Source organism: Donghicola eburneus (genome assembly GCF_900115865.1).
Taxonomy (GTDB): Bacteria; Pseudomonadota; Alphaproteobacteria; order Rhodobacterales; family Rhodobacteraceae; genus Donghicola; species Donghicola eburneus.
This window is the reverse complement of record NZ_FOXY01000003.1, coordinates 307,944-331,346: the sequence shown is the minus strand read 5'-3', so window position 1 is coordinate 331,346 and position 23,403 is coordinate 307,944. Positions and strand designations below refer to the sequence as shown.

At 60.8% G+C, this 23,403-nt stretch carries 24 protein-coding genes; 8 read left to right on the top strand and 16 right to left on the bottom strand.

The genetic code is table 11. The features are described from left to right. The first annotated feature begins 91 nt into the window (after positions 1-91). A complete protein-coding gene (locus tag BM225_RS07060; protein ID WP_072707877.1) occupies positions 92-967 on the top strand; it encodes a bifunctional helix-turn-helix transcriptional regulator/GNAT family N-acetyltransferase in 876 nt (291 codons plus the stop codon). A gap of 181 nt (positions 968-1,148) precedes the next feature. Here BM225_RS07060 and BM225_RS07055 read toward each other — a convergent pair whose 3' ends face one another. From BM225_RS07055 to BM225_RS07045, 3 genes are read right to left on the bottom strand one after another with little or no spacing between them, the layout of a single operon-like run. After that, on the bottom strand, positions 1,149-1,886 hold the full coding sequence (locus BM225_RS07055; protein ID WP_072707879.1) for a lysophospholipid acyltransferase family protein: 738 nt from the start codon (positions 1,884-1,886) through the stop codon (positions 1,149-1,151). Then, on the bottom strand, positions 1,887-2,789 hold the full coding sequence (locus BM225_RS07050; protein WP_072707882.1) for a cell division protein FtsX: 903 nt from the start codon (positions 2,787-2,789) through the stop codon (positions 1,887-1,889). It abuts the gene before it with no gap. Further along, complete coding sequence (locus BM225_RS07045; protein WP_072707884.1) at positions 2,786-3,460, bottom strand: cell division ATP-binding protein FtsE; 675 nt, start codon at positions 3,458-3,460, stop codon at positions 2,786-2,788. The genes BM225_RS07050 and BM225_RS07045 overlap by 4 nt, the downstream gene beginning before the upstream one ends. 161 nt (positions 3,461-3,621) lie before the next feature. Between BM225_RS07045 and BM225_RS07040 the strand changes: the two genes are divergently transcribed. Continuing rightward, positions 3,622-4,584: a zinc-ribbon domain-containing protein gene (locus tag BM225_RS07040; protein WP_072707886.1), complete on the top strand. Its 963-nt coding sequence runs from the start codon at positions 3,622-3,624 to the stop codon at positions 4,582-4,584. 4 nt (positions 4,585-4,588) lie between these two features. Here the strand turns inward: BM225_RS07040 and BM225_RS07035 are convergent, their stop codons facing one another. From BM225_RS07035 to argH, 6 genes are all read right to left on the bottom strand, one after another. After that, complete coding sequence (locus BM225_RS07035; protein ID WP_072707888.1) at positions 4,589-7,120, bottom strand: TIGR02302 family protein; 2,532 nt, start codon at positions 7,118-7,120, stop codon at positions 4,589-4,591. Between the two features lie 39 nt (positions 7,121-7,159). Next, a complete protein-coding gene (gene lysA / locus BM225_RS07030) occupies positions 7,160-8,425 on the bottom strand; it encodes a diaminopimelate decarboxylase (protein WP_072707890.1) in 1,266 nt (421 codons plus the stop codon). A gap of 84 nt (positions 8,426-8,509) precedes the next feature. Beyond that, a complete protein-coding gene (locus tag BM225_RS07025) occupies positions 8,510-9,196 on the bottom strand; it encodes a helix-turn-helix transcriptional regulator (protein WP_072707892.1) in 687 nt (228 codons plus the stop codon). 188 nt (positions 9,197-9,384) lie between these two features. Beyond that, on the bottom strand, positions 9,385-9,702 hold the full coding sequence (locus BM225_RS07020; RefSeq protein WP_072707894.1) for a DUF2834 domain-containing protein: 318 nt from the start codon (positions 9,700-9,702) through the stop codon (positions 9,385-9,387). Further along, on the bottom strand, positions 9,699-9,839 hold the full coding sequence (locus tag BM225_RS07015) for an argininosuccinate lyase (protein WP_072707896.1): 141 nt from the start codon (positions 9,837-9,839) through the stop codon (positions 9,699-9,701). The genes BM225_RS07020 and BM225_RS07015 overlap by 4 nt, the downstream gene beginning before the upstream one ends. Next, entirely contained in the window at positions 9,836-11,227 is a 1,392-nt protein-coding gene (gene argH / locus BM225_RS07010) for an argininosuccinate lyase (RefSeq protein WP_072707898.1), read from the bottom strand. Before argH ends, BM225_RS07015 begins: the two co-directional genes overlap by 4 nt. A gap of 21 nt (positions 11,228-11,248) precedes the next feature. On the opposite strand from argH, the gene BM225_RS07005 reads away from it, so the two are divergent. Then, on the top strand, positions 11,249-11,815 hold the full coding sequence (locus BM225_RS07005; RefSeq protein ID WP_072707900.1) for a TlpA family protein disulfide reductase: 567 nt from the start codon (positions 11,249-11,251) through the stop codon (positions 11,813-11,815). On the opposite strand, the gene BM225_RS07000 is transcribed toward BM225_RS07005, so the two are convergent. Then, positions 11,812-12,363: a DNA-3-methyladenine glycosylase I gene (locus tag BM225_RS07000; RefSeq protein ID WP_092464040.1), complete on the bottom strand. Its 552-nt coding sequence runs from the start codon at positions 12,361-12,363 to the stop codon at positions 11,812-11,814. The genes BM225_RS07005 and BM225_RS07000 overlap by 4 nt on opposite strands. Before the next feature lie 143 nt (positions 12,364-12,506). Here BM225_RS07000 and BM225_RS06995 point away from each other — a divergent pair, with 143 nt between their 5' ends. The 3 genes from BM225_RS06995 (at position 12,507) to phbB (ending at position 15,449) form a co-directional block, all read left to right on the top strand. Then, positions 12,507-13,340, top strand: a complete 834-nt coding sequence (locus BM225_RS06995) for an EAL domain-containing protein (RefSeq protein ID WP_072707904.1) — start codon at positions 12,507-12,509, stop codon at positions 13,338-13,340. A 136-nt stretch (positions 13,341-13,476) separates the two neighbouring features. Beyond that, positions 13,477-14,652 (top strand): acetyl-CoA C-acetyltransferase, encoded by a 1,176-nt coding sequence (locus BM225_RS06990; RefSeq protein WP_072707906.1) that lies wholly within the window; start codon positions 13,477-13,479, stop codon positions 14,650-14,652. A gap of 74 nt (positions 14,653-14,726) precedes the next feature. Then, a complete protein-coding gene (gene phbB, locus BM225_RS06985) occupies positions 14,727-15,449 on the top strand; it encodes an acetoacetyl-CoA reductase (protein WP_072707908.1) in 723 nt (240 codons plus the stop codon). A 484-nt stretch (positions 15,450-15,933) separates the two neighbouring features. On the opposite strand, the gene BM225_RS06980 is transcribed toward phbB, so the two are convergent. From BM225_RS06980 to BM225_RS06970, 3 genes are all read right to left on the bottom strand, one after another. Further along, positions 15,934-16,101 carry a YdcH family protein gene (locus BM225_RS06980; protein ID WP_072707910.1) on the bottom strand — a complete coding sequence of 56 codons (168 nt, stop codon included), beginning with the start codon at positions 16,099-16,101 and terminating at the stop codon, positions 15,934-15,936. Between the two features lie 131 nt (positions 16,102-16,232). Beyond that, complete coding sequence (locus BM225_RS06975) at positions 16,233-16,940, bottom strand: tRNA1(Val) (adenine(37)-N6)-methyltransferase (RefSeq protein WP_072708098.1); 708 nt, start codon at positions 16,938-16,940, stop codon at positions 16,233-16,235. A gap of 40 nt (positions 16,941-16,980) precedes the next feature. After that, positions 16,981-17,190 carry a putative signal transducing protein gene (locus tag BM225_RS06970; protein ID WP_072707912.1) on the bottom strand — a complete coding sequence of 70 codons (210 nt, stop codon included), beginning with the start codon at positions 17,188-17,190 and terminating at the stop codon, positions 16,981-16,983. Between the two features lie 56 nt (positions 17,191-17,246). Between BM225_RS06970 and BM225_RS06965 the strand changes: the two genes are divergently transcribed. Beyond that, the gene (locus BM225_RS06965; protein WP_072707914.1) at positions 17,247-18,248 is read left to right on the top strand and encodes a polyprenyl synthetase family protein; all 1,002 of its coding nucleotides are present in this window, start codon (positions 17,247-17,249) and stop codon (positions 18,246-18,248) included. A 7-nt stretch (positions 18,249-18,255) separates the two neighbouring features. Here BM225_RS06965 and BM225_RS06960 read toward each other — a convergent pair whose 3' ends face one another. The 3 genes from BM225_RS06960 to BM225_RS06950 form a co-directional block, all read right to left on the bottom strand. Next, complete coding sequence (locus BM225_RS06960; RefSeq protein WP_092464035.1) at positions 18,256-19,089, bottom strand: 4-(cytidine 5'-diphospho)-2-C-methyl-D-erythritol kinase; 834 nt, start codon at positions 19,087-19,089, stop codon at positions 18,256-18,258. After that, a complete protein-coding gene (locus BM225_RS06955; protein ID WP_072707918.1) occupies positions 19,079-20,758 on the bottom strand; it encodes a tetratricopeptide repeat protein in 1,680 nt (559 codons plus the stop codon). Before BM225_RS06955 ends, BM225_RS06960 begins: the two co-directional genes overlap by 11 nt. Positions 20,759-20,869: 111 nt before the next feature. Next, on the bottom strand, positions 20,870-22,522 hold the full coding sequence (locus BM225_RS06950; RefSeq protein ID WP_092464032.1) for an electron transfer flavoprotein-ubiquinone oxidoreductase: 1,653 nt from the start codon (positions 22,520-22,522) through the stop codon (positions 20,870-20,872). Between the two features lie 401 nt (positions 22,523-22,923). Between BM225_RS06950 and greA the strand changes: the two genes are divergently transcribed. Then, entirely contained in the window at positions 22,924-23,394 is a 471-nt protein-coding gene (greA, locus tag BM225_RS06945; protein ID WP_072707922.1) for a transcription elongation factor GreA, read from the top strand. The last annotated feature ends 9 nt before the right edge of the window (positions 23,395-23,403 follow it).

The window sequence follows — 23,403 nt, the reverse complement described above, 5'->3', positions numbered from 1 at the left end:
GCGGGGGTTTTTCCTTTGGATCAGAGGGGCCCTGCCACCCGCGACGCCCCCCCCCCTTGCGCTCCCAATTTACCTGACTTAAGTCAGACAAATGACCCACGATCCGATCTCCCGCTTCCGCCGCTTTGCCCGCTCCGTCACGACAGAGGTGGGTGCGCTTGATGAATCCTTCCTCGGGCGCGGTCGATCTCTTGGTGCAGCCCGCGTCCTGAATGCCATCGGCCACGGGCATGCCGACGTGGCAGACCTGCGCACCTACCTGAACCTCGACTCAGGGCTCCTCAGCCGCCTCTTGCGCCAGCTTGAGGGCGAAGACCTGATCACCCTATCCCCAAGCCCCACTGACGCCCGCGCGCGCATTGCCGCGCTCACCCTAGCAGGAAAGGCCGAATTCACCGCCTACGAAGAGATCAGCAATACCCGCGCCGCTAACCTTCTGGACCGTCACCCGCACCCCGAAGCGTTGCTCGCTGCGATGGATTTGATCGCCAGCGCCCTCGGCCAGGACCGGACCGTGATCGAGGAACGCGACCCGCGTGACCCTCAATCGCTGTTCTGCTTGAATGAATATTACGCCGAACTCGGACGCCGCCTGCGCACAGGTTTTGACGTCAACCTGAGCTGTGATCCGCAGGCGACCGACATGATCCCGCCACGCGGCGCCTTCTTGGTTGCGCTTTCGGACGGCATGCCGATCGGGTGTGTCGGCGTCAAAGGATCGGGGGCTCCCATCGCCGAAATCAAGCGCCTGTGGATTGCGCCGTCGGCACGTGGGCTTGGGATGGCCAAACGCCTGATGACCGCCGCGGAAACGCGGGCCAAAGCGCTGGGGATCCAAACCCTGCGGCTCGACACCAATAGCGCCCTGCCCGAAGCGATCCGGCTCTACCAAACCACCGGCTGGACCGAGATTGATCGCTTCAACGACGATCCCTACCCCGACTTCTTTTTCGAAAAGACCCTCTGACGCGCCCCGCCACACAAAAAAAGCCGGATGAGCGAGGATCAGGCTCATCCGGCTAGTCGTTCCACAAGCAAGCTTGTGAGCGGTGCGACTACTGCGAAGGGTCAAAACGCGGTAGACATGGAGTTAAACGCAAGGTCCAAACCCTTCCGTCGCTGCACCTGCAAAAAAGTTAGAGAATTTTTCAGGAGTCGGTTTTCCGGAAACCAGCCTCGGCCATCAGGGCATCAGAACGGGTTTCGACCGACTCTTTAAGCACTTTCATCATGCTATCCACACTCGCCCCCGGCGGGATCGGGTCTAGAAATTCGACCACAGCCAAACCCGGCTTGCGGTAGATGCCATGACGCGGCCAGAACACGCCCACGTTGGTGGCTGCGGGCACACAAGGCTGCCCCGTCTCGCGGTAGAGTACCCCCGCCCCAACCTTATAGGGCGCATCTACACCCGGAGCGACCCGCGTGCCTTGGGGGTAAATGACCAACTGGCCTGCAGGGGCGTCGCCATGCTTGACCTCTTGGATCATCTTGCGCATCGCTTCGGCCCGCCTGCCCCGCTCGACCGGAACGCACCCGATCCGGCTGGCATACCAGCCCAGAACAGGGGTGAACCGCAGGCTCGCCTTCATGATGTACTTTGGGCGCGGGATCACGCTGGCGATCATGATAATGTCGAGAAAGCTCTGGTGCTTGGACGCGATGATCACCTCGTCCACCGGCACTGGGCCGCGAATTTCGGTTTTCAAACCGACCATCCAGCCCGCCGTCCAGCGGACCCATTTGCAATAGGCATGGATCGCCGCATACGCCCCTCGCCGATCAAACAGCGCCCATGGCAGATAGAGCAGCCCAAGGATCGGCATCATCAGGTACATCTGGATGATGAACAGAAGGGATCTGACCCAGCGAAACGCCTTTGTCATTTATCGCAGTCCTCTCAACGTCCGCATCGCGGCCGCACGGGTCGCGAAATAGGCCACCACGGCCCCCAAAGGCGGGATAACCAGCGGCAGGACCCATTGCCAGCCCTGAAATCCGAGACCGGTTAGAAATCCCCCCTCGGTCTGAGCACCGGGCAGCAGCAAAATCGCCACCATCCCCGCCAAGGTTCCGATCACCCCGCCAGCCAGCGCCCGCAGGGTAAAGCGCCGGACAAAGGCACCGGCGATATACACGTCAGTCGCCCCCACCAAACGCAGCACACGAATGACTTGCGCGTTGGCCGCCAGCGCGGCGGTCGCCGCCAGCGTGATCATCGCGGCCATTGTTCCGCCAATCAGCAGCAGCGACAGCGTCCCTAGTCGCCGCAAGCTGATCGCGGCGCGGATCAGGGGCTTGCGCCACTGGGAGTGGTCATCCAGCGTCGCGCCCGGCACTTCGGCCTGCAGGCGTAGACGTAAGCCATTGGGATCATAGCCATCGCCCTCTTCGACCACTTCGATCAACTGCGGCACGGGCAAGGCGGCCAAGGACACGCCATTCCCGAACCAAGGGGCCAGCAGCTCTTGCTGCTCTTCGTCTGTCAGGGCACGGGCGCTTTTGATGCCCGGCGTTGTGGACAAAACCCGCAGGGCTGCTTCGGTCTGCGCGTCCATTTGGGCCGCTGGCGCAGAAATCCGGATGGTCGAGGACCGCGCCAATTCGTCGCCCCAGCGGACAGCCAAACGGCCTGTCGCCATAGACAGCGCCAAAGCAAATACTGCCAAAAACGCCATGGCCGCCGCGCTGAACAGGGTCAGGCGAACCGTATGGCCTGTGGGCGGCACCACGCGATCAGCCTGCGTGTCGGCCTGAAGAATCGACAAAATCCAGCGGAAGGGGCTCATAGATCAGCCCCCGCGAATTGCAGCTTGCGGTTCGCGATACGCAGCACACGCGCTTGGACTTGAGACTTGGCCGCGCGGATCAGCGCCAGATCATGGGTCGCGATGAGCACAGTTTTGCCCAGACGGTTCAATTCGATCAGCAGGGTCAGCAGGCGTTGCGACATCTCCCAATCCACGTTGCCCGTCGGCTCATCGGCAAGGATCACATCCGGCGACATGATGATCGCCCGCGCCAAAGCGGCCCTCTGCCGCTCGCCGCCAGACAGCTCGGGGGGCAAGGCCCGCGCCCGATGGGACAAGCCAACCCATTGGATCAATTCACGCAAATTCGAGTCGTCAAAGCTGGCTTGGCCCGACACCGTCAGCGGAAGTGCGATATTTTCGTGCAGCGGCAGATGGTCCAAAAACTGGCAATCCTGATGCACTACCCCGATCCGACGACGCATTACCGCCAGATCATCGCGGCTCAGGTCGCGCACATCCTGACCGAACAACCGAACGGCCCCTGCGGTCGCGGTCAGATCCCCGTAACACAAGCGCAGGAAAGTGGTTTTCCCCGCCCCCGAAGGCCCCGTCAAAAAGTGGAATGCGCCAGGCTGCAAGTGCAACGAGACCCCGCTCAGCAGCTCTCCACCGCCATAGCTGTAAGCCATGTTGTCCAGCTCGATCACCGTGTGCCCCTCGCTTTATCTGCCTCATATGCTTTTGCCGTAAGCCACACAGTGTTGCAATGCACGGCAAACATTGACTTTGCCTTCGTTTCAACAAGGATTACAACGGACTGGAAATGATAACTCACCTATGACGCCTTTGTCGTCGAAACGGGGGCTTGATGCGGCTAACCTGTCCGAATTGCGGCGCGATTTACGAAGTTCCGGATAACGTGATTCCGGAGGACGGGCGGGACGTGCAATGCTCGAATTGCGCGCATACGTGGTTTCAGGGGCCCGCAACGCCAGCTGATCCCGCCGAAGAGGCGCCCGCGCCCGTAGAAGAGCCGGAAGAAGAGTTCTTTGAGCCGCAAGAACAGGTGACAGAACCCGAGGCATCCGAGGACGACGAAGTTTCGCCTGAAGAGATGCTGGATCGTCTGGCCGCCGAAGAAGAGGCCGAATCCGAGCTTCCGACCGAGCCCGACGACGAGTTCGAAGACAAAGAGGGCGCGCCTGCACCCACTGCAATTCCCATGCGCCGCGAATTGGACCCGATGGTGCGCGAAGTCCTGCGCCAAGAAGCCCAGTTCGAAGCCGACCGCCGCGCCAAAGACGACGGGGAGGCGCTGGAAAGCCAGCCCGAGCTTGGGCTCGACCAACCTGTCCGCAAACGCATTATTCCCGCCGACATTCCGTCCCTGCGCGAGAAAGAAGCCCAAGAGGCCTCCGAGGCCGAAACAGAGGGCGAAGAGACACCTGAGATGGACGTTGAACAGGACACCGCCCATCGGTCGCGTCGTGACCTTTTGCCAGATGTCGAGGATATCAACTCGACCCTCCGCACGCGCGAGGCGCCCAAGGTCCGGTCTGTCCGCACCCCCGGTGAATTGATGGAAGACCCCGAAGAAGTCCGCCAACGCGGCTTCCGTTCGGGCTTTTTCCTGACGCTGATTTTCGCACTGCTGCTGGCGATGTTCTATGTCAAAGCGGGTGCACTCTCTGCGTCCATGCCTGCAACCGCCCCCGTCTTGCGCACCTATGTCGAGGCCGTGGATGGCGCTCGCAACTGGCTCGACACCAAGGCCCGCGGCGTCGCAGGCTGGCTCGACAGCTTCAGCTCTGAAAACCAGTCTGAGGGCTAAGCCCTCAGAACCGGTCCAGCAATCTGTTCAGGTAATCCCGCTCTTCTTCGGGACGCTCCGTTTCGGCAGAGCGGCGACGGATTTCGTCGGTCAGTTCTTCGGCGCGGCGGTACACGTCCTCGCCTTGCAAGAGCTCATCTTCGGTGCCCATCGGTGCGCCGTTGCCCTCGCGGCGGCCCAACGGATCCTCGCGGCCCTCGCCGGACGGACGGCCCTGACCTTGCTGGCCACCGGCCTGCTGCTGGCCCTGCTGTTCACCTTCGAGCGCGTCGTTCAGGCTTCGCAGCCCTTCGCGCATGCTCTCGATCGCATCGGCCTGACGGTCAATCGCCTCGCCCAAATCATTGTCGCGCAGGGCATCCTCGGCCTGATCCATAGACCGCCCCGCATCTTCAAGGCTCCGGCGCGCAGCTTCGCCCTCTTCGGTGCCCGCGCCGGGCAGGTTGCGCCGCTGGCGCTCTAGCTCATTGCGCAGGGACCGCTGGCGCTGCGCCAGCTGATCGGCAAGCCCTGGGCCCTGCCCCTGACCGTTCTGGGCCTGATCGCCCTGTTGGCCTTCGCCTTGCTGACCTTGTTGACCCTGACCCTGCTGCTGGCCTTCTTGCCCTTGCTGACCCTGCTGACCTTGGTTCAACTGGTCAAAGGCATCATCCGACAGCTCTTGCTGTTCGCGCAGGGTGTTGCCCAGATCGTCCATAGCTTGCTGGCCCTGACCGCCCTGCCCTTGTTGGACGGTCATGTTTTCCATCATCTGCATCAACTGATCCAGCAATTGCTGCGCCTCGGCCATGCGGCCTTCGTTCATCAGCTCTTGGATGCGGTCCATCATTTCCTGCAGATCGTTCTGCGTCAGCTCCATGGTGTTTTCAGAGTTGCTTTGCGCATCGTTGTCCATCTGCTCGCCGTTGCGCTCGGCCAATTCCTGCATGAACTCGCGAGTCGCCTCGCGCAGCTCCTGCATCAGACGCTCGATCTCTTCGGGGCTCGCGCCGTTGCGCATCGCCTCCGTCAGACGTTCCTGCGCCTCGCGCATCCGCTCGCGCGCATCCTCCAGATCACCATCCTCGAGCTCCAGCGCATAGGCCCAAAGCTCTTCGGCAAAGGCATCACGCGCCGCACTGTCCATCTCGGGCCCAGCCGTCTCCAGCCGCACCATAATGCCCTGCAATGTCTCGTACCGCTCCATGTTGCGGAAGATGTCTTGCGGGCGATAGGTCACAGCGCGCATCAACTGTGTAATCCGGCCCGTATTCTCGCGGTTCCACAAGAGGTCGCGCCGCGCCTCGATCACGGCCCGCGCCATCGGGTCAAAGAACCGCCGCCCCGGCAAGCTAAAGGCCAGCACATCGGAATGGCCGGTCTGCCCCACGGCATCCTCGACCTCTAGCATCACGTGCACGGGTAAATTCGCCCATGGATGCTTGGAAAAATCCTCACGCAGAAATTCGGAAAACGCCTGACGGCTACCAGAATAGCTCAGTGGCAGATCAAGCCGCACCGCCTCGCGCGGCTCTGGCGCGACCTCCAGCCCGTAGCGCCGGTCCACAGAGGCCAGATCAAGCCGCAGCTCTGCACTGCCCGCGACAATCCCGTAGTCATCCTCGGCATAGAACGGCAGGCTCATCTCGCCCTCGGGCGTCACCTCGACCTCGCCATTTTGCGACACCGTGGGCGCCGCATCGGGCCGCAGGGCAATGGTCCAGAGCCGACCGCCATCGCCGGTGATCTCAAGCGTCCCGCTCTGCTGCACCATGACCTCTCGGGTCCGCACAGGCGCATCGGTGACGGTCATCAACTGCTCGGGCGGTGCGCCGCTGATCGTCTCTTCGACCGACAGCCCGTCACCCCCATACAGGCGGACGGTGATCCGGCTCCCCTGCATCAGATCCAAAGACCCAGCGGCCAAATCATTCAAATACAGCGCTGGCTGCCGCGTATGTGCGGGCGGCTCGACCCATCCTTCCCAAGACGGCCCCGCCGCTTGGGCAGCCCCGCTGCCCGCGCCATCGGACAACGCGCCCATCTGGCCAAACGACCCGAACAAAAGGCCCATCGCCACAGCCACAATCGCCACATAGCGCAGGGCATAGGGATCACGCTTGGTCTGGCTCAGCGCAGGGCCCACGGCTTTTGCCGCCTGAACCCGCTCTGCCATGCGCGCCAAATGGGCATGCCACAGCGCCTCGGATGCGGGGTCCCCGTTGCCAACAGCGGGACGGTCCCGCAGCGCTGCGATCGGTCGGCCCGGCAAAGTCGCATCCAGCCGACGCAGCGCATCCTCGCGCGACGGCATATGGAATGACCGCAGCCCCCGCACCAAATAAACAGCCACCGCCAGACCGAACAGACCAACCGTCAGCGCCAGCCCCCAAAACGGAAGCGGCCCGAACAGGCCGAACATCATCAGTCCCGCAAACACAAACAGCACCGACCAGACAGGCCAAAAGGCATGCGTCACACGCTCTGCCCACAGGCCCGCCCACGTCAGTGCCAGCGGTTTACGAATGGATTTCGGAAGCTGTTCTTGCGCTGCCATGCACCTCGCCCGGAATAGCTTGCTCCGGGCGACATTGCCTCAGAGCCATTCGGGGATGGTATCGCGGTTTATGATTTCGTCAAAGCTTGGGCGCGGACGGATGACAGCGAATTGATCATCCTTCACCAGAACCTCGGGGATCAGAGGCCGCGTGTTGTATTCACTCGACATCACAGCGCCATAGGCCCCCGCACTGCGGAAGGCGACCAGATCCCCCTCGGACAGCTTCGGCATCATGCGCCCCTTGGCAAAGGTATCGCCCGATTCGCAAACCGGCCCCACGATGTCATAGGGCTGCTGCTCAGCACCCGGCTCGGCCTCTTGCACTGGCACGATATCGTGGTGCGCGCTGTACATCGCCGGACGGATCAGATCGTTCATCGCCGCATCAATGATCATGAACTCGCGGCCTTCGCCCTCTTTGAGGTAGATGATCCGGCTGGCCAGAATGCCCGCATTTCCCGCGATCAGACGACCGGGCTCGATCTCGATCTCGCAGCCCAGATGGCCCAATTCTTCCTTGATCATGCTGCCGTATTCCACGGGCAGCGGCGGCGCCGAATTCCCACGCTCGTAGGGGATCCCCAGACCGCCGCCCAGATCCAGACGCGAAATCTCATGCCCATCCGCGCGCAGCGTCTCGGTCAGTTCTGCGACCTTGCGATAGGCCAGACGGAAAGGTTCCAGATCGGTCAACTGGCTGCCGATATGCACGTCGATGCCAATGACCTTCAGGCCCTTCATCGACGCCGCCTCGGCATAGACCTCACGGGCCTTGGCGATCGGAATGCCAAACTTGTTCTCTGACTTGCCGGTCGCAATCTTCTCGTGGGTCTTGGCGTCCACATCCGGATTCACCCGCACGGTGATCGGCGCCACAACGCCCAAAGTCTGCGCCACACGGTCAATCGCCCGCATCTCGGGCTCTGATTCCACGTTGAACTGGCGAATGCCACCGGTCAGCGCAGCGCGGATTTCCTCGTCGGTCTTGCCCACACCGGAAAACACGATGCGATCGCCGGGCACGCCCGCCGCCTTGGCACGCGCATATTCCCCGCCCGAGACCACGTCCATGCCCGCGCCCAGCGCCGCCAACGTTTTCAGGATCGCCTGATTGCTGGCCGCCTTCATCGCGTAGCACACCAGATGATCCATGCCGGCCAGAGCCTCGTCGAACAACTTGAAGTGACGCTCCAGTGTCGCAGTCGAGTAAATATAAACAGGCGAGCCAACCGCCGCGACGATTTCGGAAACCGGCACGTCCTCGGCAAAAAGTGCGCCATCGCGGTACAGGAAATGATCCATGGGCCAGCCTCCTTTGCGGCGTTTCATTGCGCCGCCTTTTAGGCACAGCCGCCGGACGAAGCAATCACAGCCGCGCAAAAGCCCCTAGATATTTGCTTTATTTCCGGTCTTTTCCTGATAGGCCCGCCAATCAGCCATCAGCTTTTCCCGCCGGATCGGGTAGCGGGCATCCAGCACGTCAATCGCCTCGATCTGCGAAATGGCAAAATGGCGAAAGCCGTCGCGCAACTCGCACCAAGCGACCAGAACCCGCACCTCTTCGGCATGGGCCATAACCAGCGGCCAGATCATCCGCGACGTCACCTTGCCCTTGTTGTCGCGGTATTTCATGCGGACAATGTTGCGCCCCCGCAGGGCCTGCCGCAACACCGCGCTGTCAAAGACGGGCAGCTTTGCCGGAGCTTTCCCGCCGTCCATGATCACAGGACGCAACTCCGCTGGCATCTGCTGGCTCAGCTTCACAAGCAGGGACCGTGCCGCGGCAGCGACCGAAGCGTCCCCATTGTCCACAGCCCAAGCCGCCCCCATCAGCGCGGCCTCCAACTCGTCTTCAGTCAGATGCAAGCCATGCGCCGCACGCTCTCGCACCAACTGAAACCCGTGTTCAGCATCCCCCTCGACCGGAAAATTCCGCCGCATCAAAACGCGCAGGTCCTCGGACACCACAGACGTGGGCAACCCCACGGCCTCTGCCAAAGCCTCAATGCCCACAGGTTGGTTCTGCGCCTGCAGCACTTTCATGGTCCGGACCAAACGGTCTTTCTGCAACATGGTGAATTCCCCTTGTGCGCAACAGTGCCACGGCCAAAGGCCCGAGAACATTCAGCCATTCGACGGCCACCCCCTGCCCATCCGGCACCGAACCATCCCCACCGGATACACCAAAAGCAAAAGAGCGGGCCGCCATTCCGCGCGCCCGCTCCTTCATCTTGGCATAAATACCCAAAAAATCCGACGGCTCAGTCGATCGGCCGGCTCCTGAAATAGAGGTACAGCGGCAACCCGCAGCTGACCCCGATGCAGAACGTCGCCGGAATCGCGATCAGCGAAATCCAGTTCCGTCGCACCCAAACCTCGGCCAAAATCCAGACGGTCAGGGCAATCGCCGCGATCGTCAGATCCCAAACGAGCCCGCTGGATGCCGCATTCGCATGCCACGCGTCGATCATCGGCCCCATCGCAAACCCGTTCTGCCAGAACCAAGTCAGGAAATAGGCCATGGGGTGCACAGCCCCCCACAGCGCCAAAGCCAGATAGATCACGCGCAGCGGTGTCATCCCGAAATCCCCATCTCTGCGGTTCCGGACAGAGTCACGCCAAACGCAGGTTCACCCTTTTCGGGGCGCTCAGGCTCGCCATCCGCGCCGCACGCGGCCAGCAAAGCCACCAGCCCAAGGGCAAAAATCCGTGTCATCCCAGAACCTCTTTCCAACGCGCCACCTGCGCGCGGACCTGTTCCGGCGCGGTGCCCCCATAGGACATGCGCGACGCAACCGAGTTGTCCACCCCGAGCACACCGAAAACTTCGTCCGTGATCGCGTCGTGCACCGATTTCATGTCCTCGAGCGTCAGGTCGGGCAAATCGCAATTCTTCGACTCGGCCAGCGCCACCAGCGAGCCGGTCACGTGGTGGGCATCGCGGAACGGCATATCCAGAACCCGCACCAGCCAGTCCGCCAGATCGGTCGCGGTCGAGAATCCACTGCCCGCCGCCGCCGCCAATTGCGGACGGTTCGCGCTCATGTCCTTGACCATGCCTTCCATCGCGGCCAACGCCAGCATCAGGTTGTCGGCAGCGTCAAAGACCTGCTCTTTGTCTTCCTGCATGTCTTTGGAGTAGGCCAGCGGCAGACCCTTCATCACCATCATCAACGCAACGTTGGCGCCGAAAATGCGGCCAATCTTGGCGCGGATCAGCTCTGCGGCGTCAGGGTTCTTCTTCTGCGGCATGATCGACGAACCGGTCGAGAAACGATCCGACAGGGTCACAAACCGGAACTGGGCCGAGGACCAGATCACCAACTCTTCGGCAAAGCGGCTCAGGTGCATCGCGCAAATGCTGGCGTTGCTCAGGAATTCCAGCGCAAAGTCACGCGCTGACACCGCATCGAGCGAGTTCGCCATCGGGCGATCAAAACCCAGCGCCTCGGCGGTCATGTGACGGTCAATCGGGAAGGACGTGCCCGCCAGCGCCGCCGCCCCCAAGGGGCTTTCGTTCATGCGCGCGCGCGCATCCTTAAAACGGCTCAGATCGCGGCTGAACATCTCGACATAGGCCATCATATGGTGGCCCCACGTCACCGGCTGCGCGGTCTGCAGGTGCGTGAAGCCGGGCATCACCCAGTCCGCGCCCGCCTCGGCCTGCACCAGCAGCGCACGGATCAGCGCCTCGACCCCGCCAATCGCGGCGTCGATCTGATCACGGGTCCACAGACGGAAATCGGTCGCCACCTGATCATTGCGCGACCGCGCGGTGTGCAGACGACCTGCGGGTTCGCCCACGATCTCCTTGAGCCGCGATTCCACGTTCATGTGGATATCCTCAAGGGCAGTCGAAAACTCGAAAGATCCGCTTTCGATCTCTGACAACACCGTGAGCAGGCCTTCACGAATAGCCTCTGCGTCGCTATCCCTCAGGATGCCTTGTGCAGCCAACATGGCCGCGTGGGCCCGAGAGCCAGCGATGTCCTGTGCGGCCAACCGCTTGTCGAACCCGATCGAGGCATTAATTGCCTCCATGATCGCGTCCGGTCCAGCGGCGAAACGGCCGCCCCACATTGCGTTCGAGGAAGAGTCTGACATGTCGTGCCCCCGGAGGTCTTGATGCGCCTTATAAAGTCCCTGTTGCTCTATACTGCCATGTGTCTGGTTGCAAATGGCCCTGCACTTGCCGCTGACACCGCCACGTTAGAGGCCCTACGACATGGCGACATGAAAAAGCTGTCTTTTCACGCAGAGCCCAAAAGCGTGTCCGATCTGGAATTCAGCGGTCCCGACGGCGCCATGCGTCTGACCGACTTTGACGACCAGATCGTTCTGGTGAATTTCTGGGCCACATGGTGCGCGCCCTGCCGCAAAGAGATGCCCATGCTGTCGGACCTGCAAACCCAGCTTGGCGGCGACGATTTTCAGGTTGTCACGCTGGCCACTGGCCGCAATTCGCCCGAAGGCATCGCCAAATTCTTTGGCGAAATCGGGGTCGAGAACCTGCCCCACTACATGGACCACCGCCAAGCTATCGCCCGCGATATGGGTGTCCTTGGCCTGCCGGTCACGATCATTCTGAACCGCGAAGGTCAGGAAATCGCGCGTCTCATGGGCGATGCGGACTGGTCCAGCGACAGCGCCAAAGACATCTTGCAAACCCTGATCGACGAACCGGCTAGTTAACGCGCCCAGTCGCAGGCCGCCTCGTGGTCATCGACCATGCCGACAGCCTGCATGAACGCATAGACCGTGGTCGGCCCGACAAAGCGAAAGCCCTTTTTCTTTAGGGCTTTTGACAGCTTGACCGAAACCTCGGTCTGGGCCGGCACATCGGCCAAAGTCGCGGGCTGCGGCCTCATCGGAACGCCGCCGACAAACGACCAGACAAACTCTGAAAACCCCTCTTCCTGTTCGACGGCAATCCACGCGCGGGCATTCCCGATCGTCGCCTCGATCTTGCCCCTGTGCCGGACAATCCCCGCATCGCCCAGCAGCCGCGCCACATCCTCTTCGCCCCAGCCCGCGATCTCATAGGGATCAAAGCCCGCAAAGGCCGCGCGAAACCCCTCGCGCTTTTTCAGGATCGTCAGCCAGTTCAGCCCTGCCTGAAACCCCTCAAGACACAGGCATTCGAACAGCTTTCGCCCGTCCCTCTCGGGCACGCCCCATTCGGTGTCGTGATACTCTTGGTACAGCGCATTCTCCGTGACCCATCCACATCGTGTGACCATTATCGCGACTCCTGACTAGCGGCCTGAATGCAAACAAAACATGAACACGCGCCGAAACCAATCTCCAATTTTCAGCGCATTTGCCCGTTTACACGTCGTTAAAACAGAATCGCCCAGCCTGCCTTCGTGGTGGGAGTATTGGAATGTTTGAAAAACATAAGGGCCGGAAACGGTCAAAGGGGCTGAACCCCCTAGAAACAGCCGTGCGCTCGCGCGATTCGGATATCCTTGCGATGGTCGAGCGTGCCCTGCGGCACAAAGAGGTGATGCTGGCCTATCAGCCCGTGGTTGTCACCGATGATCCCAGACGGATCGCCTTTTACGAGGGGCTGATCCGCGTTCTGGATGAGACTGGACGGGTCATTCCAGCACGCGACTTTATGCCCGTGGCAGAGGCAACGGACATGGGCCGCATCATAGATCGTATCGCTTTGGAATTCGGCCTGCTAGAGCTGTGCCGCAACCCCCAATTGCGTCTGTCGATCAACCTGTCGGCCAAATCGCTGCACGACCCCAAATGGCACAAAGTTCTGCATCACGGCCTGGCGCGCGACGGCACTGTGGGCGAGCGGCTCATCCTCGAGATCACCGAGGAATCCGTGATGACCCGCCCAGAGCAGGTGCTTGATATCATGGACGATATTCAGCTCAAGGGCGTCGCCTTTGCCTTGGACGATTTCGGCGCAGGCCGCACCGCCATCCGCTATTTCAAGGACTTCGCCTTCGACATTCTCAAGATCGACGGCAGCCTGATCCGCGGCATCGACACATCGCCTGATAATCAGGCAATCGTGCGTGCGCTCATGTCCATCGGTCGGCACTTCGATATGTTCACCATCGCAGAACATGTTGAAACCAAAGAGCAAGCGGACTGTTTGCGTGCCCTCGGGGTCGATTGTCTCCAAGGTTATTTCTTTGGCGCTCCCAGTTTGAGACCCGCATGGCACCAAAGTCGGACTAGGAAACGACTTGCCTAGCGCTAACAGCGACGAACGAACTGTTGTGGCACCGCAGAATCCTGCTACCAATACCCCGTCGGTGGAGGGAGGACGAGGCCGACAATAGCGGCCTCTGACGGCCCTCTGCCCCGAAATTTGGTAGAGGACACCGCATATGACGAACGTAGTTATCGTATCCGCCGCGCGCACAGCAGTTGGCAGCTTCCTTGGGTCATTCGCAAACACCCCCGCCCACGATCTGGGCTCCACTATGCTGCAAGCCCTGGTAGAGCGCGCAGGCATCGATAAGAGCGAAGTCTCGGAGACGATTCTCGGTCAGGTGCTGACAGCAGGCCAGGGTCAGAACCCCGCCCGTCAGGCACATATCAACGCCGGCCTCCCCATCGAAGCAGCCGCTTGGGGCATCAACCAGGTCTGTGGTTCGGGCCTCCGCGCAGTCGCTCTGGGCGCCCAGCACATCATGCTTGGTGATGCGGCGATCGTGTGCGCCGGTGGTCAGGAAAACATGTCGATGTCGCCCCACTGCGCAGCGCTGCGTCAGGGCCAGAAAATGGGCGACCTGAAGTACATCGACACCATGATCAAAGACGGCCTGTGGGACGCGTTCAACGGCTACCACATGGGCCAGACCGCTGAAAACGTGGCGGACCAGTGGCAGATCACCCGCGAAATGCAGGACGAATTCGCTGTCGCCTCGCAGAACAAAGCCGAAGCCGCTCAAAAGGCTGGCAAGTTCGCGGACGAGATCGTTCCCTTCACCATCAAAACCCGCAAGGGCGAGATCGTGGTTGATGCGGACGAATACATCCGTCACGGCGCCACCATGGAAGCCATGCAGAAACTGCGCCCCGCCTTCACCAAGGACGGCTCGGTCACTGCGGCAAACGCGTCGGGCCTGAACGACGGCGCAGCAGGCGTCATGCTGATGACTGCAGAAGAAGCTGAAAAGCGCGGGCTGGAGCCTCTGGCACGCATCGCATCCTACGCGACCGCTGGCCTCGACCCCTCGATCATGGGCACCGGCCCGATCCCTGCGTCGCGCAAAGCGCTCGAGAAGGCAGGCTGGAAAGCCGAAGATCTGGATCTGGTCGAAGCGAACGAAGCCTTTGCCGCGCAGGCCTGCGCCGTGAACAAAGACATGGGCTGGAACCCCGACGTGGTGAACGTGAACGGCGGCGCAATCGCCATCGGTCACCCCATCGGCGCGTCCGGTGCCCGCATCCTGAACACCTTGCTGTTCGAAATGAAGCGCCGCGACGCCAAGAAAGGTCTCGCGACACTGTGTATCGGGGGCGGCATGGGTGTTGCCATGTGCTTCGAACGGCCGTAAGACAAATGGGCGCGCAAGAAAATTACGCGCCCTAATTCCTTTAGGACAAAAAATTACTAACGCACGGAGAAAACATGGGACGCGTTGCATTGGTCACCGGAGGCTCGCGCGGTATTGGCGCGGCGATTTCGAAAGCACTCAAAGAGGCCGGTTACACCGTTGCCGCCACCTACGCCGGGAACGACGAGAAAGCAGCCGCTTTCACCGAAGAGACTGGGATCAAGACCTATAAGTGGAACGTCGGCAGCTACGAAGACTCCAAAGCGGGTCTGGCCAAAGTCGAAGAAGACCTGGGCCCCATCGACGTTGTCGTCGCAAACGCGGGCATCACCCGTGACGCGCCTTTCCACAAGATGACCCCCGAACAGTGGCAGGAAGTCATCGACACCAACCTGACCGGCGTGTTCAACACCGTTCACCCCCTGTGGAATGGCATGCGTGACCGTGGCTTTGGCCGCGTTGTGGTCATCAGCTCGATCAACGGCCAGAAGGGCCAGTTCGGTCAGGTGAACTACGCTGCGACCAAAGCGGGCGATCTGGGCATCATCAAGTCGCTGGCCCAAGAAGGCGCGGCCAAGGGCATCACCGCCAACGCGATCTGCCCCGGCTACATCGCAACCGAAATGGTTATGGCTGTCCCCGAGAAAGTCCGCGAGAAAATCATCTCGGGCATTCCCGCAGGCCGTCTGGGCGAGCCCGAAGAAATCGCGCGCTGCGTGGTCTTCCTCGCGTCGGACGATGCGTCTTTCATCAACGGCTCGACCATCTCGGCGAACGGCGCACAGTTCTTCGTCTAATTGGGCGGGATGTGGCAAACGTCAGTACGTTTGCCATACGCAAACCATATCGAAACCAGACGTGGTTTTGGCATAAAACAGGGGCCGGTCCGCGCGATCGGCCCCTATATTTTTGCAAACTGAGTTAGAGCGGCGCAAGTTCAGACGCGGCTTTTCGTGCCGCACCTTCAGGGAGCGATGAAGACATGGGGCCTACCGGCCGCAGCTTACGCCGCTCTGTAAACCGGCCCCGCAAAAGCGAGGCCGGCGTCACGATTTGGAAGAGGGATGTCCATGAGGACGGCGGTGGGTCGTGCGCGCCATATCGGCAGTGTTCATAGATTGAGAGGGGTGCATGTATCGTCCCCTAGAGATGTACTGACCACTGTCGCGCACGTCTCCGGGTCTGGCCGGAGGGTCCGCCATGAATGGGCGTTTACCACGCGCCCATTCAAACTTTGTTCAAGTAAATCGGTGCCTTACTCCCGATCCACGTCGATAATCCTTAGTGGGTCGACAGGCGTTCGATTTGCTCTTTCAGAGCGAGCTTCTTCTTCTTCAATTCAGAGACACGCAGCATGTCCGCACCCGGAGATCGGACTTCGTATTCCACCTCCTGCGACAGCGCTTGATGTTTACGACGCAGTTCCTGAACGTGTGAAGTCAAGTTCATTGAGAAAAACTCCTCTCTGCTGATGTAACAGATTTATTGCAGCACAGATTCGTTCGTTTGTCACGCCGCAACGCAACAAACATATCTCCATGGCATCTTTTTGCGCATTAAATGGAAAAACCAAAGCGACATTAACGCAAAGGGAGTGGATGCCCGTTCCTCAGAACGTCCACGGCCCATGTCTGATAGTCTTCGGCATCGTTCAAGTGTACCGCACCCTCGTGCATTATCAACGGCGGATGCATACACAAGGGTGCACGACCATCTTTGCGCCCCCTCAGAATCACCAGGTGTGATTCCCTGCCCGCGCGCGGCGCGAGGGGCTGTATTTCAAGGGATCCCAGATGCTCGGCCATGGGTCCCAGCATGTCGGCCAGCCGGTCCGTACGCTGGATAAAGGTTGCGTAACCTTTGGGCGCTAGCCTTTTCGCAGCGACCTCGATCCATTTTCGCATCGGTGTCGCCTCGCCCAACGCGGTCTCACGGCCCGTATCTTTTGCAAGCTGGCGCGACCCAGCCGCGTAATAAGGAGGATTGGCCAAGACGTGATCAAACTGCTGCTGACGCAAATCAGCAGGCAGGGCCATTAAATCTGATGCGTAAACGCGCATTTCTGCGCCTGCAGCAGTGGCATTCTGACGCGCTAGCTCTGCATAATTTTCCTGCAGTTCAACGCCTGTCAGGTGCAAACCGCCGACGCGGGCATTCAGACACAGGCTTGCCACACCGACTCCGCAGCCCAATTCCAACACCCGCTGCCCCGGCCGCGCCGGAACCGCGGCGGCCAAAAGCACCGCATCCACGCCGGATCGAAAGCCTTTTTTCGGCTGAAGCGCCATCACCTGCCCGCTCAAAAAAGCATCGCGGGTCACATCTTCGTCAGCACTCAATGTCGTTGTCCCGTAGAATCGCTCTAGCCATAAATAGGTCTTCGCGGCGCACAAGCAGCCTGCGCGGCAGAATTCCAATGCCGCCTTCGATCACGCTCATATTTACGTCTAGGGTGTAGCAGTCTATATCCTCGCCAGACAGGAGAGCCTGTGCGAATGCGATCACGGTTGGGTCGTTGGTACGGAGCAGCTCTTGCATGTACGACACTTAAGAGGTCGCATGACGCTTTGTCGAGACTGCGCGATGGGGATGGTATGAGCCTGGACGAAACGACCGAAAAACCGCACGAGGCGCTCTCGCGTCATCTGTCAGATGGTATGGCCGCCGTGGACGCACTGATCCGCGAGCGTATGGTGTCCGAAAGCGCGCCGCGCATTGCCGATCTGACCGCTCATTTGATCGGGGCTGGCGGCAAACGCCTTCGCCCTCTGATGACGTTGGCCGCCGCTGACCTGTGTGGCTACGAGGGGCCCTATGCGGTCCATCTGGCCGCCACTGTCGAATTCATTCACACCGCGACCCTGCTGCACGACGACGTTGTCGACGAGAGCGAACAGCGGCGCGGACGCCCCACTGCGAATCTGCTCTGGGACAACAAGTCCAGCATTCTGGTCGGTGACTATCTCTTTGCCCGCAGCTTCCAGCTGATGGTCGACACAGGCCGCCTGCGCGTGCTGGCGATCCTAGCGAACGCTTCCGCCACCATCTCCGAAGGCGAAGTGCTGCAGCTGACCGCGGCCAAGGACCTGCGCACCGGCGAAGACACCTATCTGAAGATTGTACGCGGCAAGACGGCTGCTCTCTTCTCGGCAGCGACACAAGTGGGCGGCGTGATTGCCGACGCGCCCGAGGCGCACGAACAAGCCCTATTCGATTACGGTGACGCGCTGGGGATTGCCTTCCAGATTGTGGATGACCTGCTGGACTACGGCGGAAACAGCGATGCCACAGGCAAAAACATCGGCGACGATTTCCGCGAGCAGAAGCTGACCCTGCCCGTGATCAAGGCCGTGGCCGCTGCTGATGAGGCCGAGCGCGCCTTCTGGAAGCGCACCATCGAAGACGGCGATCAGCAAGACGGCGATCTGGACGAGGCTCTGCGTCTGCTGGCCAAGCACGGCGCGATGGAAGCCACCCGTCAGGACGCGCTAGCATGGGCGGACAAAGCAAAAGAGGCGCTGTCGGTCCTACCCGACCGCCCCGTGCGTCAGATGCTGATGGATCTGGCAGATTACGTGGTCGAACGCGTCCGCTAATCCCAGTTCAGGAAAACGAACCAAGCGCCCCGTGGTCCACCCACCACGCGGGCGCTTTTTCTTTGATCTGCGCGGCAGCACAGGCCGCACTCTCTGCATCAGCATAAAGCCCGAAACAGGTTGCACCCGATCCCGACATCCGGGCAAGCAACGCTCCAGCGCCCGCAATCGCATCAAGTACATCGGTGATCACAGGAGCTACAGCGCGCGCCGGAGGCTCCAGATCATTGCGCTGGGTGGACAGCCACTCGGCGAACGCGGGTGCGTCCAATCCAGCGGGCACCGGCGCCATCGGTGGGTTATCCTTGCGCGCTAGGCCCTTGAACACGGCGGGGGTCGGCACCTCGCCCCCGGGGTTCACAAGGACCATCCACAGAGGCGGCAAGACCGGAACCTCGGTCAGCACCTCTCCGACGCCGGACATCAGGCATGGCGCCGCCCGCAGACAGACCGGCACATCTGCGCCCAAGCTCAGCCCATTGTCCGCAGGCAAATCCAAATTCCAAAGCTGCGAAAGCGCCCGCAGTGTAGCGGCTGCGTCAGACGATCCCCCGCCGATGCCCGCAGCGGCCGGTAGATGCTTGTCCAGCACAATCTGGGCACCCACGCCGCCCAAGAGCGAAGCCGCCTTGAGCACCAAATTCTCGGGGCCTGTGGGCACGCCTTCAGCACGTGGGCCAGTGACAGCCAACCGCAGGTCAGCCGCCTCAGAGACCGTGATCCGGTCCCCCACGCCCACAAAAACCACCAGTGATTCCAGCAAATGATACCCGTCCGCCCGTTGACCGGTGACATGCAGTGTCAGATTGACCTTGGCGGGCGCAAAAGCCTCAATCGCCATTCGCCACCTTGATTGGGTCCGCACCTTCGTCGGCCAGAACCTGATCCAGTCCGACCTCAAGCTTGCGGCGGATACGTTCCGCATCCTCTTCTTCGGGGTCAAAGGACAGGGCACGGTGCCATTGGAAACGAGCCTCGATCTTGCGGCCCACAGCCCAGTACCCGTCCCCGAGGTGGTCGTTCACAATGGGATCCACTGGCATCAACTCAGCGGCGCGCTCTAGCTGCGCGGCAGCCTCCTCGTAGCGGCCCAGCTGGAACAGAACCCAGCCCAGACTATCGACGATGTGCCCGCTGTTGGGCGAGGTCGCAACAGCCTGCTCGATCATCCCAAGGGCTTCGTCCAGCTTGGTGCCCATCTCGACCAGCGAATAGCCCAAATAGTTCAGCACCTGCGGCTGACCGGGGCTCAGCTCCAATGCCTTGCGGAAGTCCGCCTCTGCGTTGTCCCATTCCCCCAGACGCTCATAGGCGATGCCCCGTGTGTAGTAGGCAAACCAGCGGGCATCCTGCGGATCTTCATAAAGCGAGATCGCCTTGTCATAGGCTTTAACGGCCTCGGCATAGCGTTCATCCGCGCGGTAGAAATCCCCCAGTGTCAGATGCACGACCGGCAGTTCACTGTGGGTCTTGGACAAGGATTGCAACACTTCGATCGCCGCATCTTCCTTGCCCGCGCTGCGCAGCGCATCGGCGCGGCCCAGTTCGGCGGCATGATAGGACGGATCGGTTTCAGGAACTTCGCGATAGGTCGCTTCGGCCAGATCATAGCGGCCCATCACATCCAGCAAATCGGCGGACAACAAGGTCGCATCCACATGGTCGGGGCGCAGATATTCGGCGATACGGGAATACAGCAGCGTGTAATCAGGACCCGCCTCGCCCTCTAGCGCGCTCGCCACAGCGAAATACACCTCGGCCAAACCATCCGTGGCGTTGCCCACATGGGTAAAGGGCAGACGCTCGCCCGCTGCCATCTGTTCTTTCATCCGGCGCAAGGCAGGATCGAGTTCGGGCCCAAAGGTCGCGTCTATCATTTCGATCGCTTCGTCGTTGCGATCCAGCTGGCTCAGCACTTCGATATTGGCCATAGCCCCGCGACGTGTGATCTGCAGACGCCCCGCAAAGATGTCCTGAGAGCCCTCGAAATCACCGACCAACGCAAGGGCCAGTGCCTTGTGATAGAGGCCAAAGCTGTTCAGCCCCTCCTCTTGGGAGACGGCGTCGAACGCCTCTAGCGCGGCGCCCATTTCACCTTGGCCAACCAACGCCCATGCACGGCTCAGACCATCGACCAACGGACCAACACCGCGCTCGTCCTCGATCATGGTGACGACCGTGCCCCAGTCCTCGGTCTTGGCGGCATGGGCGATCAGGGCCATATGCGCCAGCTGGCTGCCAACCCCCAGATTGGCCATATCCTGCGCGACAGGCGCAATCAGGTCGACCTCACCCAGCGCGATATTCGCACCGACGAGGCCCTGCATGATCTGCGGGTTCTCCTTGTCCATCACCAGCGCTTCGGCAAAGCGGTTCGCCGCCTCAGAGAAGTTGCGGTCCGTTTCCGCCACGCGGCCGGCCAGATAGGCGCCAGAGACCCCTTGGGCCAGTGCTGGCAATCCTGCGCAGGCAAAAGCTGCAGCCAATACGAACGGGCGGAGTGGTGACAAGGGCGCCTCCTGTTGTCTTGATTGGCGCCAAGCCTACGGGTGCATGCAGGCTGTTGCAATAAAGGGCGACCAAATGGCCGCCCCTTTTTGATCACAACACTGCAATCGACATCACATGTTGGGGTAGTTGGGCCCGTCGCCGCCCTGAGGCGTGGTCCAGTTGATGTTCTGGCTGGGGTCCTTGATGTCACAGGTCTTGCAGTGCACGCAGTTCTGGAAGTTCACGACAAAGCGGGTGTCCTTGCCCTCTTCCTCGACGAATTCATAGACGCCTGCGGGGCAATACCGCGCCGAGGGGCCCGCGTATTCGGGCAGGTTCACGTTCACGGGGATGCTCGGGTCTTTCAGCTGCAGGTGCGCAGGCTGGCTTTCCTCGTGGTTGGTGAAGCTGAAGCTAACGTTAGTCAGACGGTCGAACGACAAAACACCATCGGGACGCGGGTAGTCGATGGGCTTGTGATCCGCCGCTTTGCCGGTCGCTGCCGCGTCGGTTTTGCCGTGACGCAGAGTGCCAAGGAAAGACTTGCCGAACTTTTCGTTCATATGCATGTCCAAGCCACCCAGAGCGAGGCTCGCAGTCAGGCCGAACTTAGACCACAGCGGCTTCACGTTGCGGACCTTCTTCAGGTCCTGGCCAATCGCACCTTCGCGCAGTTCAGCTTCGTAGCTGGTCAGCTCATCCGACTGACGGCCCGCTTTGATCGCGTCAAACGCTGCTTCGGCAGCCGCTTTGCCAGAGAGCATCGCGTTGTGGTTGCCCTTGATGCGGGGCACGTTCACCAGACCCGCCGAACAACCCAGCAGCGCACCACCGGGGAAGGTCACTTTGGGGATCGACTGGTAGCCACCTTCGGAGATCGCACGGGCGCCATAGGCCACGCGCTTGCCGCCTTTCAGCAGCTCGGCGACCATCGGATGGTGCTTGAAACGCTGGAATTCCATGTAGGGGAACAGGTGCGGGTTTTCGTAGTTCAGGTGCACCACGAAGCCGACATACACTTGGTTATTGTCGAGGTGGTAGATGAACGAGCCGCCGCCCGCGTTCGAGCCCAGAGGCCAGCCCATGGTGTGGGTCACGGTGCCTTCGCGGTGCTTCTCGGGGTCGATTTCCCAGATTTCCTTCATGCCGATGCCGAACTTCTGCGGGCAATGGCCCTTGGACAGGTCGTATTTCGCCATGACTTCTTTGGACAGCGAACCGCGCACGCCCTCGGACAGGAACACGTATTTGCCGTGCAGCTCCATGCCGGGCTCGTAACCGGGGCCTTGGGTGCCGTCGGCGTTCTTGCCGAATTCGCCTGCAACGACGCCTTTGACTTCGCCATTCTCGCCGTAGACCAGTTCGGAACAAGCCATGCCGGGGAAAATCTCGACACCCAGTTCTTCGGCTTGCTCGGCCATCCAGCGGCAGACATTCGCCATCGAGACGATATAGTTGCCGTGGTTGTTCATCAGTCTCGGCATGGGGAAGTTCGGCACACGGATTTTGCCCGCCTCACCCAGCACGTAAAAGTTGTCTTCTTTGACGGGCACGTTGATCGGCGCGCCCTTCTCTTTCCAGTCAGGGATCAGGGCATCCAAACCGCAGGGGTCCAGCACCGCGCCCGACAGGATGTGGGCACCCACTTCTGAGCCCTTTTCCAGAACGACGACGTCTAGATCGGCGTCCAGCTGCTTGAGACGGATCGCCGCCGACAGACCGGCAGGTCCGGCCCCAACGATGACGACGTCATATTCCATGGCTTCGCGCACAATCTCGGTCATGCTGCTGGCTCCTCTGTCTCGTTCGCGCAATAATATTTCAAACTTGGCGCAGTGTTACGCAGGATCAGCCCTGCCGGTCAATCGCGACACGACGTTAAAATGGCTGAATGCGGCATTGCGGCACAAGCCCTGCTAGAGCACAAACACTCAAAGCACAGCCTATTTTTTGCCCCCCGAGTATAGGCAGAGCAAATAGGTACCCTAGACACAGCATTCCTATCAAAATGTAGGCCCGCTTTCATGTGCGCGCAGAAACGCCGGCCCTTTTGCGCCGGAATCGCAGGAATCCCGTCCCATATTCATATGGCTCTTGAAATTACCGCTCGCCTCAGTTCAGGTAGCGGAACCCTAAAAACCGGCCATCCCTGACAGGGGCAAGGCCGATAACGGATTCTGAGGCCATGGAAAAAGTACCTATGACCCGCGCGGGCGCAACCGCGCTCGAGAGCGAATTGAAGCACCTGAAGTCGGTGGAACGCCCTGCGATCATCAAAGCGATCGCCGAAGCGCGTGAACACGGCGACCTGTCGGAAAACGCCGAATACCATTCGGCGCGCGAAAAGCAGTCCTTCATCGAAGGCCGCATCAAGGAACTCGAAGGCATCATTTCGCTGGCAGATGTCATCGATCCGGCCAAGCTATCGGGCTCGATCAAGTTCGGCGCGACCGTGACTGTCGTAGACGAGGATACCGATGCCGAGAAAACTTGGCAGATCGTTGGCGAATACGAAGCCGACATCGAAAAGGGTCTACTGAACATCAAATCGCCCATCGCCCGCGCCCTGATCGGCAAAGAAGAGGGTGACAGCGTCGAGGTTCGCACCCCCGGCGGCGAAAAGTCCTACGAAGTCCTGAAGATTTCCTACGTCTAAGGACACGAC

Coding starts and splice junctions, on each gene's coding strand:
- BM225_RS07025 (WP_072707892.1), bottom strand. CDS start 9,196: ATGTTGCAGAAAGACCGTTTGGTCCGGACCATGAAAGTGCTGCAGGCG.
- BM225_RS07005 (WP_072707900.1), top strand. CDS start 11,249: ATGCGCCTTATAAAGTCCCTGTTGCTCTATACTGCCATGTGTCTGGTT.
- BM225_RS07040 (WP_072707886.1), top strand. CDS start 3,622: ATGCGGCTAACCTGTCCGAATTGCGGCGCGATTTACGAAGTTCCGGAT.
- BM225_RS07020 (WP_072707894.1), bottom strand. CDS start 9,702: ATGACACCGCTGCGCGTGATCTATCTGGCTTTGGCGCTGTGGGGGGCT.
- BM225_RS07050 (WP_072707882.1), bottom strand. CDS start 2,789: ATGAGCCCCTTCCGCTGGATTTTGTCGATTCTTCAGGCCGACACGCAG.
- BM225_RS07015 (WP_072707896.1), bottom strand. CDS start 9,839: ATGACACGGATTTTTGCCCTTGGGCTGGTGGCTTTGCTGGCCGCGTGC.
- BM225_RS06980 (WP_072707910.1), bottom strand. CDS start 16,101: ATGAACTTGACTTCACACGTTCAGGAACTGCGTCGTAAACATCAAGCG.
- BM225_RS07060 (WP_072707877.1), top strand. CDS start 92: ATGACCCACGATCCGATCTCCCGCTTCCGCCGCTTTGCCCGCTCCGTC.
- BM225_RS07000 (WP_092464040.1), bottom strand. CDS start 12,363: ATGGTCACACGATGTGGATGGGTCACGGAGAATGCGCTGTACCAAGAG.
- BM225_RS06990 (WP_072707906.1), top strand. CDS start 13,477: ATGACGAACGTAGTTATCGTATCCGCCGCGCGCACAGCAGTTGGCAGC.
- BM225_RS06975 (WP_072708098.1), bottom strand. CDS start 16,940: ATGGCGCTTCAGCCGAAAAAAGGCTTTCGATCCGGCGTGGATGCGGTG.
- BM225_RS07035 (WP_072707888.1), bottom strand. CDS start 7,120: ATGGCAGCGCAAGAACAGCTTCCGAAATCCATTCGTAAACCGCTGGCA.
- lysA (WP_072707890.1), bottom strand. CDS start 8,425: ATGGATCATTTCCTGTACCGCGATGGCGCACTTTTTGCCGAGGACGTG.
- BM225_RS06970 (WP_072707912.1), bottom strand. CDS start 17,190: ATGCAAGAGCTGCTCCGTACCAACGACCCAACCGTGATCGCATTCGCA.
- BM225_RS06995 (WP_072707904.1), top strand. CDS start 12,507: ATGTTTGAAAAACATAAGGGCCGGAAACGGTCAAAGGGGCTGAACCCC.
- BM225_RS07055 (WP_072707879.1), bottom strand. CDS start 1,886: ATGACAAAGGCGTTTCGCTGGGTCAGATCCCTTCTGTTCATCATCCAG.
- BM225_RS06965 (WP_072707914.1), top strand. CDS start 17,247: ATGAGCCTGGACGAAACGACCGAAAAACCGCACGAGGCGCTCTCGCGT.
- argH (WP_072707898.1), bottom strand. CDS start 11,227: ATGTCAGACTCTTCCTCGAACGCAATGTGGGGCGGCCGTTTCGCCGCT.
- greA (WP_072707922.1), top strand. CDS start 22,924: ATGGAAAAAGTACCTATGACCCGCGCGGGCGCAACCGCGCTCGAGAGC.
- phbB (WP_072707908.1), top strand. CDS start 14,727: ATGGGACGCGTTGCATTGGTCACCGGAGGCTCGCGCGGTATTGGCGCG.
- BM225_RS06950 (WP_092464032.1), bottom strand. CDS start 22,522: ATGACCGAGATTGTGCGCGAAGCCATGGAATATGACGTCGTCATCGTT.
- BM225_RS06960 (WP_092464035.1), bottom strand. CDS start 19,089: ATGGCGATTGAGGCTTTTGCGCCCGCCAAGGTCAATCTGACACTGCAT.